General features: G+C 63.9%; 16 protein-coding genes and 1 tRNA gene. 13 read left to right on the forward strand and 4 right to left on the reverse strand.

The features are described from left to right. Positions 1–446 precede the first annotated feature (446 nt). From MFF58_RS21245 to MFF58_RS21270, 6 genes are all read left to right on the forward strand, one after another. Complete coding sequence (locus MFF58_RS21245) at positions 447–1,469, forward strand: IS110 family RNA-guided transposase (protein ID WP_238290947.1); 1,023 nt, start codon at positions 447–449, stop codon at positions 1,467–1,469. A 775-nt stretch (positions 1,470–2,244) separates the two neighbouring features. Beyond that, the gene (locus MFF58_RS21250) at positions 2,245–3,111 is read left to right on the forward strand and encodes a fumarylacetoacetate hydrolase family protein (protein WP_238290948.1); all 867 of its coding nucleotides are present in this window, start codon (positions 2,245–2,247) and stop codon (positions 3,109–3,111) included. A 246-nt stretch (positions 3,112–3,357) separates the two neighbouring features. Next, the gene (locus MFF58_RS21255; protein ID WP_238290949.1) at positions 3,358–3,840 is read left to right on the forward strand and encodes a tripartite tricarboxylate transporter TctB family protein; all 483 of its coding nucleotides are present in this window, start codon (positions 3,358–3,360) and stop codon (positions 3,838–3,840) included. Then, entirely contained in the window at positions 3,840–5,390 is a 1,551-nt protein-coding gene (locus MFF58_RS21260) for a tripartite tricarboxylate transporter permease (protein ID WP_238290950.1), read from the forward strand. Before MFF58_RS21255 ends, MFF58_RS21260 begins: the two co-directional genes overlap by 1 nt. An 81-nt stretch (positions 5,391–5,471) precedes the next feature. Continuing rightward, complete coding sequence (locus tag MFF58_RS21265) at positions 5,472–6,440, forward strand: Bug family tripartite tricarboxylate transporter substrate binding protein (RefSeq protein ID WP_238290952.1); 969 nt, start codon at positions 5,472–5,474, stop codon at positions 6,438–6,440. Positions 6,441–7,148: 708 nt separating this feature from the next. Then, positions 7,149–8,129 (forward strand): tripartite tricarboxylate transporter substrate binding protein, encoded by a 981-nt coding sequence (locus tag MFF58_RS21270; RefSeq protein ID WP_373323369.1) that lies wholly within the window; start codon positions 7,149–7,151, stop codon positions 8,127–8,129. Between the two features lie 239 nt (positions 8,130–8,368). On the opposite strand, the gene MFF58_RS21275 is transcribed toward MFF58_RS21270, so the two are convergent. Next, on the reverse strand, positions 8,369–8,581 hold the full coding sequence (locus MFF58_RS21275) for a hypothetical protein (protein WP_238290955.1): 213 nt from the start codon (positions 8,579–8,581) through the stop codon (positions 8,369–8,371). A 238-nt stretch (positions 8,582–8,819) separates the two neighbouring features. Next, a protein-coding gene (locus MFF58_RS21280) for an IS3 family transposase (RefSeq protein ID WP_238290956.1) occupies positions 8,820–9,922 on the reverse strand; the annotation gives its coding sequence in 2 pieces (ribosomal slippage) (positions 8,820–9,661 and positions 9,661–9,922; 1,104 coding nt in all). Between the two features lie 551 nt (positions 9,923–10,473). Between MFF58_RS21280 and MFF58_RS21285 the strand changes: the two genes are divergently transcribed. From MFF58_RS21285 to MFF58_RS21315, 7 genes are all read left to right on the forward strand, one after another. After that, on the forward strand, positions 10,474–10,764 hold the full coding sequence (locus MFF58_RS21285; RefSeq protein ID WP_238290957.1) for a hypothetical protein: 291 nt from the start codon (positions 10,474–10,476) through the stop codon (positions 10,762–10,764). Positions 10,765–10,923: 159 nt separating this feature from the next. Further along, positions 10,924–11,427, forward strand: coding sequence for a hypothetical protein (locus MFF58_RS21290; RefSeq protein ID WP_238290958.1), 504 nt, complete (start codon positions 10,924–10,926; stop codon positions 11,425–11,427). A gap of 14 nt (positions 11,428–11,441) precedes the next feature. Next, entirely contained in the window at positions 11,442–11,720 is a 279-nt protein-coding gene (locus MFF58_RS21295) for a hypothetical protein (protein ID WP_238290959.1), read from the forward strand. A 66-nt stretch (positions 11,721–11,786) separates the two neighbouring features. Next, positions 11,787–12,044 carry a hypothetical protein gene (locus MFF58_RS21300; protein WP_238290960.1) on the forward strand — a complete coding sequence of 86 codons (258 nt, stop codon included), beginning with the start codon at positions 11,787–11,789 and terminating at the stop codon, positions 12,042–12,044. 371 nt (positions 12,045–12,415) lie between these two features. Then, positions 12,416–12,491 (forward strand) — tRNA-Ile (locus MFF58_RS21305). Between the two features lie 94 nt (positions 12,492–12,585). Then, on the forward strand, positions 12,586–12,861 hold the full coding sequence (locus MFF58_RS21310) for a hypothetical protein (RefSeq protein WP_238290961.1): 276 nt from the start codon (positions 12,586–12,588) through the stop codon (positions 12,859–12,861). 56 nt (positions 12,862–12,917) lie between these two features. Continuing rightward, positions 12,918–13,145, forward strand: a complete 228-nt coding sequence (locus tag MFF58_RS21315) for a hypothetical protein (protein ID WP_238290962.1) — start codon at positions 12,918–12,920, stop codon at positions 13,143–13,145. A gap of 541 nt (positions 13,146–13,686) precedes the next feature. Here the strand turns inward: MFF58_RS21315 and MFF58_RS21320 are convergent. Together MFF58_RS21320 and MFF58_RS21325 are read right to left on the reverse strand one after the other, a co-directional pair. Next, complete coding sequence (locus tag MFF58_RS21320; RefSeq protein ID WP_238290963.1) at positions 13,687–14,466, reverse strand: collagen-like protein; 780 nt, start codon at positions 14,464–14,466, stop codon at positions 13,687–13,689. A gap of 917 nt (positions 14,467–15,383) precedes the next feature. Then, positions 15,384–16,730, reverse strand: coding sequence for a TAXI family TRAP transporter solute-binding subunit (locus MFF58_RS21325; protein ID WP_238290964.1), 1,347 nt, complete (start codon positions 16,728–16,730; stop codon positions 15,384–15,386). Positions 16,731–16,854: the final 124 nt, after the last annotated feature.

Genomic DNA, 16,854 nt, shown 5'->3' on the forward strand with positions numbered 1-16,854 from the left:
CGCCATCAGCCGGATCCACCCCGATGCCGGGATGCGCCCGATCGTCGGCTACATCGTGGCCCTGCTGGTCGGGCTCCTCGTCATCATCCTCGTCCCCTGGTTCTCGATCGGGTTTCTCTGACCGCGACTTCAGCGGACGGGAACAGGTGGTTTTTGCAATACGATACTTCAATCAATCAGCCAGGCCCGAGGGCGGAGTCGGAAAACCGAAACCTCTGGGTTTCGAGCAGGTCATACAATCCCTCGAAAGCGTCGCTGGGCGAAGACGGGCCCTCGTCGATGTTCTGCCGATCCGACTATGGCCGCTGTCGCACCTTTGGAACAATCTGATCGACGCAGGTCACGATGTTGAAGAGTTCATTTTCGAAAAGCGTAGGGGTGGACGCCCCCTGACGGCATCGATGTGCCAGAGTGGAGGTGTTGCAACACCACTTCAGGAGGCGTCCATGGGTGAGGTTAGCACAGTCGGGATCGATCTGGCTAAATCAGTTTTCCAGGTTCACGGCGCGGATACGAGCGGCGCCGTCGTTTTCCGCAAGAAGCTGCGGCGCGATCAGGTGCTGACGTTCTTCTCGACACTTCCAAGATGCGTGGTCGCGATGGAGGCATGCGCCAGCGCTCATTACTGGGCCCGTGAGATAGCCTTGGCAGGCCACGAAACGCGGCTCATCCCACCAGCCTACGTAAAGCCGTTCGTGAAGCGGCAGAAGAACGACATGGCCGACGCTGAGGCGATCTGCGAGGCGGCGCAGCGGCCGACGATGCGGTTCGTTCAGGGTAAGAGCGCGCAGGCCCAGGCCTCCGCAGTGGTGTTCCGTACGCGCGACCTGCTCGTGCGTCAGCGGACCCAGTTGATCAACGCACTGCGCGGGCACCTCACGGAGTTCGGGTACGTCGTTCGCCAAGGTGTCGGGCACGTCGGCAAGCTCGTGGCGATCGTCCGCGACCCGACATCCGACGTGCCAGCCGAGGCACGGCCGGTCCTGGCCATCATTGCGGGCAGCTTGGAGGCGCTCCAGGCGCAGATCGCGCGTCTGGACCGCGAGATCGCCCAACGCGCGAAGGACGATGCCGTGGCCAAGCGGCTGATGACGATACCGGGTGTCGGCCCGGTGATCGCGACCGCGCTCGTGGCTCTGGCACCGGCCGCCAGCACCTTCCGCCGCGGGCGCGACTTTGCGGCTTGGCTCGGTCTCGTCCCGCGGCAACACTCCAGCGGCGGCAAGGAGCGGCTGGGGCGAACGACCAAGATGGGCGAGCGCAGCCTGCGACGGTTGCTGATCTTGGGCGCGAGCTCTGCGACCAAGGTCGCGGCGCGTGATCCCGATAAAGCTGGGGCATGGTTGGCCGGCATGCTGTCGCGCAAGCCGCGCATGCTGATCACCGTTGCCCTGGCGAACAAGATGGCGCGGATCGTCTGGGCCTTGATGGCCCACGGCGGCTCCTACAGAGCTCCGGCCACGGCGTAATCGCCACGGCCTGAGGCGTCAGGGAAGCAGGGAAGGTCAGTCGAGAGGTATGGCGCAACGGTCAGAAGACGGGGTCGGGAAAACCCGTGAATGTCCAGGCGCCTCGAGCGCGCAAAAGCGATTTGGACCCGATCCGCGATCTCCATACAGGCCCGCAGCCGTGAGGATGGCTGCATCAACAGGCCGGACACACGGAAGCACCTGAACCTGCGCGCACAGATCTCTCAAACACCCCCTTGAATTCGATGGGGCGTCCACACACGGACATTCCTACGCCAACAGGCTGGGGAGGTGCGGGACCGCCGTTCTCACCGAACTCCAGGCAGTATATCTCACCAGCTGCAAACAAGGTAAGTACGCGTCTACCGCTAAGGATCTGAGTTGAGGGCGTCGCAGCCAAGTCAGCCGCCGACGAACAGCTTGGACCAGGAGCTCAGTCCACGTAGCAGCCGGGTTAATCAAGACCATCGAGTGAGCGCACTTGCGCGTCATCCGATCTAGCTCCGCTGCCCACGTCACATCCTACGACCATAACATCGCGGCGCTGTAATGTCTGCCAATCCGATTGATTTGCGAGGTCACTCCGCGCAACGCTGCGCTTCGACCGTGGAGATTTGAACGCGGGCTGGCCTGAGGAAAGCGCAAGGGAACGATCGAGCAGGATCGAACGCGGCTTCGAAACGCGCTGTGTCGTGTACCCTGCGCAACGTCATCGGGCCCAACTCTAGGCAGTGGCTTCCGACTCCCACACCTCTCACGATCTCGAGGAAAACTCATGCGCGTCTCGTCCGTCCGCACCGTCGCCGGTGACACGCTCGCCTTGTGTCGCGAGGACGGCCTCTACGACCTGCGCGCGGTCGACGCGTCGCTGCCGGACGGCGTCGGCGCTCTGATCGCTGGCGGCCCTGATCTTGTGGCATGCGCCGGTCGCGCGGCGAACGGCGCGACTAGTGCAGCGCGGCTCGACGAGGCAGCGCTCCGCTATCGACCTCTCATCGAGCGTCCGGGCAAGATCATCTGCATCGGTCGCAACTACGCCGCGCACGCCCGAGAAGGTGGCGCCGAGCCGCTTGCCTATCCCGACGTGTTCATGCGCGCTGCGACCAGCCTCGTCGCCCATGGTGAGCCGCTGGTGCGGCCGCGCGCCTCCGAGCACTTCGACTACGAGGGCGAACTCGCGTTCGTCATCGGGCGCCGAGCGCGCCACGTGCCCCGCCCAGACGCGTCCACGATCATCGCCGGCTACGCGATCTTCAACGAGGGCTCGATCCGTGACTATCAGCGTAAAGCGACGCAGTGGACGATGGGCAAGAACTTCGACGGCACGGGCGGCTTCGGCCCGGACCTCGTCACGCCCGACGAACTGCCGGACGGTGCCGAGGGCCTGCGGCTCAGGACCATGCTCAACGGCGAGACCATGCAGGACGGCAATACGCGCGACTTCATCTTCTCCGTGCCGGAGATTGTGGCGATCTTGACCGAGGTAATGACGCTCGAGCCCGGGGATGTCGTGCTGACGGGTACGCCGGCGGGCGTAGGCTACGCGCGCAAGCCGCCGCTGTTCATGAAGCCCGGCGACGTGGTCGAGGTGACGATCGAGAAAGTCGGCACGCTCCGCAACACCGTGCGCGACGAGGGCTGAAGGCGTCGCTACGCGTACGTCCGCCGGCGGCAATCGGCGCGCCCTCGCGCAGGCAAAGCCCTCGCCGTGCCGCCGGAGTGGACGCCGATTCGGCGGATGAGCGCGGGGCCGCGCGAGCCACCAGTAGATCGGGCACCGACTCTGTACTTAGTTTCGAGACCCGATTGTCTCGTGGGGGCTGATCAGCCTGTTCCGCTCCGCGCAGGTCGAGGATACACCTTTCGTCGGGAGAGCGTGTGCCCGAGGGTGTACGGCCTCTTCCACGACGACGGCGGAACACCGCCGCGTGAGGCAGGGGAAGCGCCGATGCTGAATCAGAACCTCGTGCGAGGGCTGTTCCTCGCGGCGGTCGCCCTGTTCTTCGGGCTCGGTGCACTGCGCTACCCCATCGGTAACCTGTCGCGGACTGGGCCCGGCCTATTCCCGCTGCTGGTCAGCGGCTTCCTCCTCGTGCTCGCCATCGCGACGCTCGTGAAGTCGCGTTTGGTCCAGGCGGTGCCGCTCCAATTCAGCGTCGCCAAAATCGCGCTGATCATGTTCGGTCTGTGCGGCTTCGTCTTGATCTCGCAGCACGTAAGCATGCTGCTTGCGATCGTCTTCATGGTCTTCATCGTGTCGTACGCTGGGACTGCGCCGTCGTGGAAGCGCAACCTCGCAATCTCAGCGGTCCTTGCAGTGATCGCCTACGGCTTCCAGCGTTTCCTCGGGCTGAACCTGAAGCTGATCTAATGGACATCCTGCACAATCTCGCCTTCGGGTTCGAGCACGCGCTCACGCTCCAGAACCTGTTCTATTGCGCGCTGGGCTGCACGATTGGCACGATGGTCGGCCTGCTGCCGGGTCTGGGGCCGCTCGCCACAATCAGTCTGCTTCTGCCGCTGACCTACTCGATTCCAACCAGCAGCGCGCTGATCATGCTGGCGGGCATCTACTACGGCGCGCAATACGGCGACAGCGTCAGCGCAATCACCATGAAGATCCCGCACGCCGCCTCGATCGTTGCCTGCATCGACGGCTACGCGATGACGCTGAAGGGCCAGACCGGTCTTGCGCTGTTCACCGCCGGCGTGTCGAGCTTTATCGGTGGCACGGTCGCAATCGTTGTGCTCGCAGCGCTCGCGCCGAGCTTAGGCGAGGTCGCGCTGCTTTTCGGGCCCGCCGATTACTGCGCGCTGATGCTGCTCGGCTTTATCTGCGTCAGCGTCGTGACCACGGGTAGCGTGATCAACGGGCTAGCGATGTGTTTGATCGGCGTCCTGCTCGGCCAAATCGGCACTGACCTGGAGACCGGAACGCCCCGCTTCACCTTCGGCGCGCAATTCCTTGTTGACGGGGTCAGCCTCGTCAGCGTCGCGCTCGGCTGCTTCGGCATCGCCGAGATCACGAAGAACCTCGACGAAAAGTCAGAGCGCACCCCGTTCAACGGCAAAATTCACCTCATCCCGACTTGGCCGGAGTTCAAGCGCATCTGGCCCTCCGCGCTGCGCGGAAGCGTGGCCGGATCGATCCTCGGAATCCTACCGGGCGGGGGGCCCACTATCGCTCAGTTCGCCGCCTACGCGATCGACAAGAAGGTCTCGAAGTACCGCCACGAGATCGGCACAGGGAGCATCGAGGGCGTAGCGGGTCAGGCAGCAGCGGACGAGGCGGCCGCGCGCACGAGCTTCATCCCGCTGATGAGCATCGGCATCCCCGAGAATGCGGTGATGGCGCTGATGATGGCCGCTTTCATCATCAAGGGCATCCAGCCCGGCCCCAACATGATCGCCAAGCATCCTGATCTGTTCTGGGGTCTGGTCGCGAGCATGTGGATCGGCAACTGCTTCCTGCTGATTATCAACGTGCCGCTGGTTCGGATCTGGCTCTCGGTGTTCAAGATCCCCTACAGCGTGCTCTTCCCATCAATCCTATTTTTCTGCTGCATCGGCACGTTCAGCGTGAACAATAACCTCGAGGACATCTACGTTACGGCTGCGTTCGGCTTCTTGGGCTACGTGATGATGCGCCTCGCGCTTGATCCGGCGCCGCTAATGCTCGGATTCATACTTGGCCCGATGCTCGAGGAGAACTTCAGGCGCGCGATGTTGCTCAGCCGGGGCAGCTTCACAGTCTTCGTTACGCGGCCGATCAGCGCCACGCTGCTCGGGGTGATCCTGGTGCTGTTCATCGCGCAACTCGTCCTGATGCTGCGCGCTAGGGGCGCCTCGCGAGCCGGTAAACCTGTCGCGGCCTCGGAAAGGGATACGATCGTGGCGAGCCCAGAGAGCGCGCGGAACTGACGTCCGGGCTTCGCACGGCCGGCTGCTCGGCCCGGATCGTCGAGGAGGGAGGAACGGATGAAAGAATTGACACGTCGCGGCTTGATCGTCGCCTCGGCGGGCGGTGTCGTGGCCGGATTGCCGAGCGTCGCCAGCGGTCAAGGTCACAACTGGCCCGAGCGGCCGATCCGGCTCATCGTTCCATATCCTCCGGGTGGCTCGACCGACGTGCTGGCGCGGCTCCTCGGCGAGCGACTCAAGGATCGGCTCGGCGGCACCTGGGTTGTCGAGAACCGTCCGGGCGCGGGCGGCAACACCGGCATTGACGTCGTGGCGAAGAGTGCGCCCGACGGCTACACAATCGGTTCGGCCACTGTTGGCCACTTCTCTATCAGCCAGTATCTCTACAGCCGCATGCCCTTCGACTCGGACCGGGACCTCATCCCAATCTCGCTGACTTGGGAATTGCCGAACGTCGCGGTGGTGCCCACGCAGCACGTGCCGGCTCGCACGATTCCGGAATTCATTGCCTGGGCGAAGGGCCGCAGCGGCGGGTACTTCTACGGCAGCCCCGGCGTCGGCACGTCGCCGCACCTCTGCGGCGCGCTCTTCGCCACGCGCATTGGCCTGACAGCGACTCACGTCCCGTTCCGCGGTGCCGCGCAGACCATTCCGGCGATGCTTGGCGGCGACGTCCAGCTCGCGATCGACAACCTACCCTCCTACGTCGGCGCGATCGCAGCCGGCCAATTCCGCGTGCTCGCCGTCACGACGCCCGAGCGCTGGCCGACGCTGCCCGACGTGCCGACCATGGCCGAAGCGGGCGTGCCGGACTTTGTAGCGACCTCCTGGGCCGCGTTCGTCGCGCCGAGCGCCACGCCTCGGGCGATCGTCGACCGGATCTCGGAGGCGCTGCGCGCGATCGCGGCCGACCCGGCAGTCCAGCAGCGCTTCGAGACCGCCGGTGCCCGACCGCTCGGGAGCACGCCGGAAGAGGTGCGGGAGAAGAGCCGGCACGAACGGCCGATTTGGAAGGAAATGGTCCAGATCTCAGGCGCTCGGCTGGATTAAAGCGTTTCGGAGGACATGCTTCTGAGGCGGGGCTCATCGGAAGGCATTCGAGTTTATATCCGCCCGCGTGATCGCTACGTGAGGTTGCAAATTATCGGGTGCGCCTGACAGTACGTCAGGTATTCAAATCGCCGCATCCGCCTCGTGGTGTGCGGTTCATGTACCTTGCAAATTGAATGAGGAATGCGCAGGCAACGATTCGCTAATCGCGGATGGGCTTTCCTGGATCGGTTGAGTTCGAGTAAACGTTTGTTTGTGACAACATATTTATCGAGAAATAATGGTCAGATTGGGCGCGGCCCTGCTGTTTATATCCTTCGTTGGTAGGCAGAAGTACATCGTGAGCCAGAACACGCCGTTCGCCAGCGCTCTCGCACTCCTGATGCCGTTAGTGGGTCTTGCCGGAATGCGGCAGTTCGGCTTCGCGCTATATCGGTCATTCAGATTGAGTTTGGCTAACCCCGCACGCCGTTCGCCCATCTCGCTTATCGCCGCCTTGTCACGGCTCGGCCATCCGAAAGCGCAGAACGGCTTACGGATGTGCCTGCGTGGTGCACGTTTGGGTCGATGCGCACAACGATGGAATTGCGGCCGTAAATTACAACCAGCTGAGACAGCTAACTCTAGTCAGGTTGAAGCCATCGTTTTCCCGCGTAAAATGCGCGTCGATCGGCCCCGACAAACAAATGGGTCGCGGGGAGGATGTACATGGCAACCAGGTGGTCACGCCGCTCCCTACTTGGGATCGGAGCCGGCGCAGGCGCAGCACTCATGGGCCGGCCCGCGCTAGCGCAGACCTATCCGACGCGCCCAATCCGCTTCATCGTCGGCTATGCCCCCGGTGGCACGACCGACTTGCTGGCCCGCCTCATCGCCGAGCCGCTCAGCCGACGCCTGGGTCAGCAAGTCCTGGTCGAGAACCGGCCGGGGGCAGCCAACAACATCGGTACCGACGCCGTCGTCCGCGCCGAAGCAGACGGCTATACGATCCTGCTCACCAACCCGGCCAACGCCATTAACGATAGTCTATACAAGAAGCTGAGCTTCAATTTCCAGCGCGATATCGCGCCGGTAGCAGGGATCACGCGCTCGCCCAACATTATGGAGATCAGCCCAAAATTGCCGGTCAAGACCGTCGCCGAATTCATTACCTACTGCAAGGCGAACCCAGACAAGGTGAACATGGCCTCCTCGGGCGTCGGAACGTCGGTGCATATGTCGGGAGAATTGTTCAAGGCGATGACGGGCGTGAAGATGGTGCACGTGCCATATCGCGGCGCCGGGCCGGCGATTACCGACCTGCTGGCCGGCAATGCTGACGTGTTGTTCGACAACCTGCCGTCCTCGATCGGCCACGTGCGATCAGGCAGCCTGCGTGCTCTCGCGGTGACGACGGCCGAGCGCTCCCCGACGCTGCCGGACATATCGACAGTGGCTGAAACTGTGCCGGGCTACGAGGCGAGCGCCTGGTTTGGCATCGGCGCACCGCGCAAAACTCCGCCCGAGTTAATCGCGCGGTTGAACAGAGAGGTGAACGAGATCTTGGTCGATCCGGCGATGGAGAAAAAACTCGGCGACCTCGGCGGAGCACCGCTGCGGCTCTCCCCCGAGGCGTTCGGCGCGCTGATTGGCGAGGAGGTCGAGAAGTGGCGCAAGGTGGTGGCGTTCTCCGGCGCGACGGTCGACTGACAGCGGCGTCCTGCAGGACCGCCGGTGCGGCTCCTGGAACGTCGGACCCGCTTTGGCGGGGCAACCCGCGGTGAGCATGGCCCGGCATGGTCTATCGGGTCGGGCCGCTCTCCACCCGCAAGGGTGATGAACAGAAGTGAACTTCACACCCGAGACTGGACGTTCAGCTCTGCGCCCAATCCAACCATTCAGCTGGCTGCGGCGACAGCCCATAAGCGCACGCCGCGGATCGAGATCGGTCATTCGACTGCCACGATAGCCCAGTCAGCCTGGTCGACCATCGCTTCGTGGTCGGCGAGGCCGCTGTCGGCAGTCTTGCCTTCAGCGTCGTAGCCGTCGTCGGTGTCGTGACGGGGTGCTTTGAAGTCGCGACCAGGCCGCTCCAAAGCGACGGCCTCAACGTCCGTGTCGCCATCCATAGCGTCGCGGAGGCCAATCCAGCCGCCGATCAAATCCTCGCCCTTAGCGCGAGACAGAGCGCGGATGGCAGTGTGACCGCCCTTACCTGTGCTGAAGCAAGCGCGGGTGTTCACCGCCGCTGAGGGGCGGTGTACGATAATGGGTAGCCAGGTGACGGTTCCAAAGGCGTCGCGTGGTTAGGGCCGGTTGGAAGCTTGAGCCCTTCCTTCCGGTCCGCCTTTCGTACAAGCCTGAATCATGCTGGAGTTGACCCTGTTTGTGGTCCACGGCCTATGCAAGTTCTCGGGCTGTGACAGCTTGGTTGGCGAAGACTCGGGGCGTCAAGCCGCCCAGGGCCGTATGGGGTCGATCTTCGTTATAGTGGCACCTCCAGTCCTCGATGCGCTCGCGGGCATCGGCCAGCGACAGGAACCACGAAGCGTTCAAGCACTCTGCCCGTAGGCGGCCGTTGAACGACTCGATGTAGGCGTTGTCGGTCGGCTTGCCCGGTCGTGAGAAGTCGATCTCGACCCCGTTCAGGTAGGCCCACTGGTCGAGCATGCGCCCGGCAAACTCCGGCCCATTGTCGACCCGCAGGCTCTTGGGCCGCCCCCGCAGGCGGACCAAGGCGTCCAGGGCCTCGGTCACCTGGAAGGCGCGGAAGTTGGCTCTCGGTGTGAGCGAGAGCGCCTCTCGCGTATGGCAATCGACCACCGTCAGGATCCGGAACGGACGTCCGTCGAACAGGCGATCAGACATGAAGTCCATGGCCCAGACCTCGTTTGGACCGCCGATCGCCGGCCGCCCTTGCCGGTAGCGCCAGGCCCGTTTGCGTTTGGGCAGCTTGGGCCGGATCGACAGTCCCTCGTCGCGGTAGATCCGGTAGGTGCGCTTGTGGTTCACCTCCCAGCCCTCCCGCCGCAACAGGATGTGCAGCCGTCGGTAGCCGTAGCGCACCCGTGCGGCAGCGAGCTCCTTCAGCCGCATCCGCAGCGCCACCTGCGGGTCGGAGCGCGTCCTGTAACGCTGGGACGAGCGACTGAGCCCGGTGGCCTGGCAGGCCCGACGCTCGCTGATGTCGTAGGACACCTGCAGGTGGCCGGCGACCTCGCGGCGAGCGGCGGGCCTCACCACTTTCGCTTGAGCACATCCTGCAGCATGGAGCGGTCCAGCGTCAGGTCGGCGACCAGCCGCTTGAGTTTGCTGTTCTCGTCCTCCAGCTGCTTCAACCGTCGAATCTCCGGCACGCCCATGCCGACGAACTGCTTCTTCCAGCGGTAAAACGTCGGCTCAGACACGCCCATCTTCCGGCAGACCTCGTCCACCGTCGCGCCGTTCTCCGCCTGTCGCAGGGCGAAGGCGATCTGTTCGTTCGTGAAGCGTTTGCGGGGCATGGCATCCACCCTCCTTCAGGGTTCAGGATGCCCGAAAAACTTGCGCTCAGCGCGGACCAGTTTGCTGGGTCAGGGTCAATGCTGGTATCAGTTTTGGCCAACGAAAAAGACGCGGCCGCCCACCGGGGCGCGTCTATACGGCTACGGTTCCAGTACGTTTCACGGCTGAACAGGGGCTGTCGCTTGGTGCCTGGTCGGAGGCTGAGAAGACTAGCCGTTCGGAAGATATTCGCCGTCTCGTCGAGAAAGCTTTGAAGACCAAGCGATCATAGGCTACGCATGAGTGGTCCCAAGCCTGACGCCTATTTTCGCAAGCGCCTGCTGAGAGAAGTCCTCGACGGTGCTCGGGGCCTCGTGCTCGGGGCGTCGGGAAGGCAGTTGGACGCACTGGGTCGCAAGTGCGACGTGTACCGGACCGGCGTGCCTCCGGATGGCTTCGATAGGTTCGAGGATGGCCGCATCGAAGATGAGGACGCTTGATCTCGCACTCACTCTACTCAGGTGTTCCGCGACGTTCTCACCGAGCACCTGAAGGCGTAGGGCTAATTGAAATGATCCGTATCGCGCTGACCACACTGCTGCTGACTGCGGCAGCCCCCATATCCCTTGCTCGGGCTCAGCAGGACATCCCGATCCAGCGCGATCTCCAGCGCATGGATCGCCTCGACCAGCGCCTCGGCCGTGACGACACCGGCCAGCGGATCGATCCGAACGTGACGCCCGACAACCCAGATGGCGTCGTCGGCTTCGACGGACCTCCCTTCAACTACGGCGATCCTGGTGTGATCGGTGATGGACCTCTGCCGCCCGGGTCGCCGGCCGATGACGACGACTGGTACTGATCGACGTTCACGAGCCTCCGTGGGGAGGCGGGCCCTTCGGACTGGCTCGCCGACCAGGGGTTATATCTGGCACCGCAAGGATCCTGACGGAGCGCGATGATACGAATTACGACCGCGACCGAAGGCTTTGCCCTCCAGAACAGAGAAGCTGGCACACCGATGGCAAATGACGACACGCTCGCGAAGGCTCTGGCCAGCGTGAGGCATCAGCGCGCAACCCTTGAAGCTGAGTACGAGCGGGTCAGCGCCGAGTTGACGAAGCTCCGCCAAGCCGAGCGATCGCTCGCATCGATCGTTGAGGGCACGCCGCTGGAGGAGCCGGCCGACGACCAACCAAAGCGCCGCCGCGCTGCCGCGGGCGAGGATCAACCGCGTGCGAGCCGCGGACCGCGAGGACCGCGGGCCAACTCAGCCAAGGGGCGGCTGAAGGCGCTGCTTGAGGAGGCTGGCTCTGAGGGCCTGACGCACGCCCAGATCGCCGAGCACCTGACAGATGTGGCCGCCAACACCCTGAACACGTATCTCAGCGTGATGTCCAACAGCGGCGAGTTGGAGCGACACGGAGACAAGTACCGCGCTGGTGCTCCAGCGGCCGGCGCGTCGGACGAAGTCGCTGCCGAGGATGATCAGGACGACCGCGAAAAGGCTGAGGCAGCCGAGTAGGACGGCTTAACCCTATGAGCCTGCCGCCGATGGATGACGACCGCGACTTCGAGCACTCACCTCTGTCGGGCTCCTTCAGCCGCGGTGGCGAGACCGTCGATGTCGAGATCTACCGCGATGCCGGCACACAGGATCCCTGGCAGCTCGTCGTGGTCGACCTGTCGTCTGGTCGCCCCACAGCCTGGGCTCAAACCTTCGCGACGGACCAAGAGGCCTATGCGGCCTTCACCGCGATGGTGGAAGCGGACGGCATGGCGCCCTTCACGGGCGTCGCGCCGCCTCTGCGGCACTGATCCCCATCTGCCGACTTATGGAAGATGCGCCGAAGGCGGGAAGATCACGAAGAGTGTGGGGCTTCGATGTCGCCTAAGCTGACGAAGACGATTATCGGCGCGGTCATCGCCATCGCGCTCGCGGCAGCCGTCTCCTACGGCCTCGTCAGCCAGCAAACGGCTGACCAGATCCAAAGCAAGGCGAACCAGACCCTGCAGAACGATCAAGGATCGCTCGGCCCGGGGCAGAGCCAGCCTCCGGTTGCTCCGTCGAACTCGATCCCGCAGGCGCCTGGCCAGCCGGGGACATCGCCGCAACCGCCTGCCCCTGCTCCCAAGCAGTAGCGCTCTAGATCGGCCGCATGCCCACCCTCGGCCTCAAGCTGCCGTTGCGGGCCTGCATCCCTGAAGGGACCGTGTGCGTGGAGGAGCAAACGGTCGTCGCACCGGCTACGTCTACTGGTCAGATGACGCTCAGCGCCGATCCAGCACCAAGCGGTTCTCCAAGGCCGAGGCTATCGAGCAGGTGCGTGTGATCGTGCGGGCGTGGGCGGATGCTCTCGGCTCCGGCGGGATGTTAGACGCCAGACCGGCACCAGAGCCCGGCGCGACCGCTGCGGAGCCATCGCCACTGGAGTTTCGCGGGGGCAGATCTTCCAGTTCGTCGAAGGGGCGTCGGTTGCCCCCACAAGGTCGTGACGGCTATGCCGGCGCAGGGGCCTGTAGCTCAATGGTTAGAGCCGACCGCTCATAACGGTCTGGTTGCAGGTTCGAGTCCTGCCGGGCCCACCATAGTGCCATCTCCCCCCTCATCGAAGAAGCGTTGAACGGAAATTGGCCGCCAGCCGTTCGGAGTAGCTTCGAGGGGCAGCGCAGGTCGATCGCCGTGACCAAGACCGTGTCGCATTCGATGAGCGTGAGCGACCTGCTTCAGGCCAAGGCCATCACCCGTGCCAACCTCGATGCCGCGATCGAAGCCTTCCTCGCCAACCCGAAGATCGGGCCGTTCGAACTGGCTGCCGGCTATATTGTCGACCTCACCGCCGCGGTTAAGGCCGATCGACACGCTACCGCGATCCTCACAGAACCGACCGCCAAGGGCGGGAGCCGACGAGCCGCGGTCAAGTCCGCCCTTCTCCGAGCTCGGCCACTGGACAGCTAGGCCAACTTCAATCGCCTTTCCCGCCTCGTGGCAGAGGCCTCGAGCAGGAGACCAATATGGGCATCGCATGCGAGGTCTGGTTGAACGAGACCGAGAAGCCGGTCGGCAAGTTCGAGTTCGATACCGTGCCGCGCTCCGGTGAGACGATTGCACTACCGGCCGCTGAGGAGGGTGCCTACACCCACTATCGGGTCGAGCACGTCACCCATCGCGCGCATGGTCCCTCCGAACACTGCGCGACCTTCCTATTCGTCGCAGCGATCACCGAGCTGACGAAGAAGTAGACCGCGTAGCTGCAGCGTGGGCTGTTTGAAGGCCCCTACGTTCAGCCGCTTATTACGCGGCCCTCGGCGCAGCAACCAGGTCGACAGCCTCTCGCGCCCATTCGAAGGGCTTGATGTGCCCGTGGTAGACAGCGATCTCGAGCTGCAAGATCCTCACGCACTCATCCGCCAGCTCTAAGAGGATGTCGTATCCGTCCCCGTCTACTGCTGATCGGAGCGAGACTAGGGGATCACCCTCTTCATACGTGACGAGCACCTCCTGCTCGGCGTAGGGGTCGAGGGGATTGATACAATAATGAGCCGGCATCAAACAGCCTCTACTCAGTTAAGGCGCGAGGTGATGGCCCTAAATGGACTTCATTACAGCCCGATGAAGATTGCTGATCGGAGCCGCACACCGCGCAGGCCGATGCCCAGGGGGACGAAGCTCAGGCCAGGCTCCGGCTGACGGGTGGCTACGATGACGCGCAAGAATTGAGTGGGATCGTCGGGCGCAGCCGAGCGAAGCACTTCAACGTTCCGCGCGACGTAGCGTCTCTGTCTAGCGACGTGCGCATATCGCTCGCGCTTTCAGAGCGGTCGGCGCTGCACCCACTGCAAAGCAGTAGATGCTGCTCTCGTCCATGGCCGGTCTCTCACCGCCACTGCAGGTGCCGTTGACGGCGAACTCTTCAGGCCTGCAACTCGCCACACATCGACCGCCGGCGGCACATTCCTCCACCTGGACGCGCAGCGCGGCCGAAGCGGCCGCTGCCTTGCCCTCAGGGCCAGCAGGTCCCGCAGGTCCACGTTCTCCCTTGTCGCCTTTCTCGCCCTTCGAGCCCGCCTGTCCGGTAGGCCCGGGCGGGCCTGCGGAACCGGCCGGCCCAGGATCACCCTTCGCGCCTCGCTCACCTTGCGGACCTTCCGGTCCCTGCGGACCGGCGACGCCCTGTGGGCCCCGCGGTCCAACCTCTCCCTTTGGAGTGTTGGCCGCCAACATCATCGGCGCGGGCTTCGAGGGCACCGCCGTGACCTGCACAACGTGCGGCCGCGAGCAGTAACCCACCACTGCCTGCCTGCTGAAGGACTCGGCCTTGATGGTCACGACGCAGCTTTCTGGATGATAAGGCAACTGGAACGAGAAGCGCCCCTCCTGATCAGAGCGGGCATCGTACTTCTCATCCAACGTCACGTTTGTCGATCGCGGCGGCGTCAATCTTCCAAACACTTTGAGATCACCGTTGGCGATCATGGCCATATCGATATCGATATGGCCCGCGGCATACGATCCTGATGTCAGCGCGCAGAGAGCCGCTGCCATGATGACGCGTCGGACCATTGCACCACCTCCATGAGTTCGGACAACTCTGATAATAGACTGAAAAACAGGAGCTTATCCTACATTCAAGGTGATTTCGCGCAGTTGTAATTTGGGTAGGCGGTCGACGGGATGGCGTTATCCTCGGCTACGGCATCGTTGTGATCTCGAGATCCGATCTGCATGGCGGCTGGAAACTCAGCCCGTAGTGTTAACAGGGCTGAGCGGATCGCCCTCTTCACCGGAAGAGGCGCGTCTCGCGCTTCGGCCACGGCACGAAGCTCCTGAAGCTCGTGTAGGAGCTCCTTCCGTTGCGGATCGCCCGGTAATCCATGATCGGTTGTCAGGAGGGTCAACAACGCACGGCCGAGAGGGTCCGTGAGCAGTGTCCACATGTTGGCACCTCGCTCAGTATATCAGTCTACATCAGCGCGTGAACAGCTGAGAATCTACGTACAGAAGCCCTATTGATCAACATAGAGCGTAGCGACTACTGATTATGAACCGACTTGTGCCCTCCACGAATCGGCGGGGCGGGAGAGGGAGCTTTGCTCGCTTGCCTCGCCGCTCGGCTTCGTCAACGTCAGGCTCGCGGACCGAAGCTGCCTCCAAGCGGCTGTTGGTAGCCTGAGCGTTCGAAGACGCTTCCTTGGAACGCACGCGCTGCGTCGAGCCGCCTTGGTACACCTCGGAGCACTACGGAGCGCTACGCGTGAGCCTCACCGGCGTTGCCAAGCTGCTGTCGGGTAATTGTCCGCTTTTCTGTCGAACCTCCTCCAAAACGGTCCAGCGGCTTTCGGCCAGACTACACCATGCGGAATCACCGGTGAGCGCGAATGCGGTCGTTCGGTTTAGCGCCCATTCCGGCCATTCAGCTGTCCCTACGCGCATCCCAGAAGCAGACGTGTGCGCTCAGTCATTTGGCAAGGGACGTACCTTCACTTGCGAACGATAGCACGCCGGATCGTCGAGCGGACTGCGTCGACGGCCAGAGTGGCAGCGCCCAATATCCGCGCCTCGGTTGGCTTGGTGAGAGCATGGCGCGCTATGCTGCCCGCAAGGTCGTCTACCTCGCTAGCTATGGCCTCTAGCCGCCCGCGGTCCGTCTCACGGCTGGCCTCAGAACGAAGTTCTAGCAGACGCGTGGTCGCCACCTCGATCCGCTCCCGACGGATCCGACCCAGGCGCTGCCGCAGCCAAGCTGTCGCTGAGCCCAGGCCGCCACCCAGGATGGCCACGAGGTAGATCCAGCTCTCATAACGCTCGATGAACGTCTCCTGCTCGCGCTCGTAGTAGTCGATGGCGCCCGGGTGGATGGGCAACCGGGCGCTGGTGGCGTCCGCCGTGTCCTCGTAATCTGGACGGCTGACGTCTTCCGCCGCCGGCACCGTCTCGGCGAGGGCCGTGCGCATCTCGAACAGGTGCTGCGTCACCTCCGCGACGAGGCTGCGCGACAGGTTGGCTCGCGCCATCAAGCGGTAAGACGAGCCAACGGTCGCCACGTCCTCCGCCGGAAGGCGCGGGCTGCCACCGAACAGAGCGGCCTGAACCGTGACCGGCTGCAGGCGTGGCGAGCGCGCCAGCACCGCGGCGGTGTCGGGTACACCAAACAGCGTAGCCTCGCCATCGGCGCTTGCCGCCTGAACGAGGCCGACCACCCGCCGCGCCGCCGAGGATGTGGGCGTCGTCACCAGGACCATCGCGTCGATGTGGCCGCCCGCGAGCGCGGCGGACACATCAATCTCCTCCACCGGAACAAGGGCGACAGCCTTTGGCGGCACGGCGCCGGCTGGAGCGTCGGTCAGAAGCTCCATTCCGAAATGGGCAACCAGGGTGCCGGCCAGCGTCCTGTCGGCGGTCCTGTTCGACAACACCCCGAGTTGCTTGCCTGCCAAATCCGGAAAGTCCTTGATGCCGGATTGCGCGGGGGCGACCACGAACGCCGCCAGCTTCCGCAAGACGGCCAGGGTTAGGCCATTGCCCGGCATGAAGACGTCTGGACGAACTATAGCGAGGTCGACCTTGCCGGCCTTGAGCGCTTCTGCGCTCTCACGCACCCCGTCGAGGGCCGAGACCTTCAGCCGGATGCCGAGCTTCCTGCGCGCGAGTTCGTCGGCGTAGGCCCGCAGCAGGGCCGGTTCAGGGCCTCCCTTGGGAGCGACAGCGATCGTCAGCGTCGTGGGTCGAGTCAGGTGGAGCGCCGCGGCGGTCCCGAGAACGATCAGCAGCGCCAGGCCGAGAAGAAGCCACGCTTCCCGGCCAGCCGGGATCGCCAACTTACGCACGCGCTCTCCTCACCTGCCGCGGCCCTGCTGAACCGTGGTGCCCAGGTGGGCGATGTGACGCCTGTTTTCGAGTAGCCGGGGCTGAAGGATGGATGACGACAACACAGCGTTGAAGCGCTCAGCG

Origin of the sequence: Methylobacterium longum (assembly GCF_022179385.1) — a bacterium.
GTDB classification, from domain to species: domain Bacteria; phylum Pseudomonadota; class Alphaproteobacteria; order Rhizobiales; family Beijerinckiaceae; genus Methylobacterium; species Methylobacterium longum.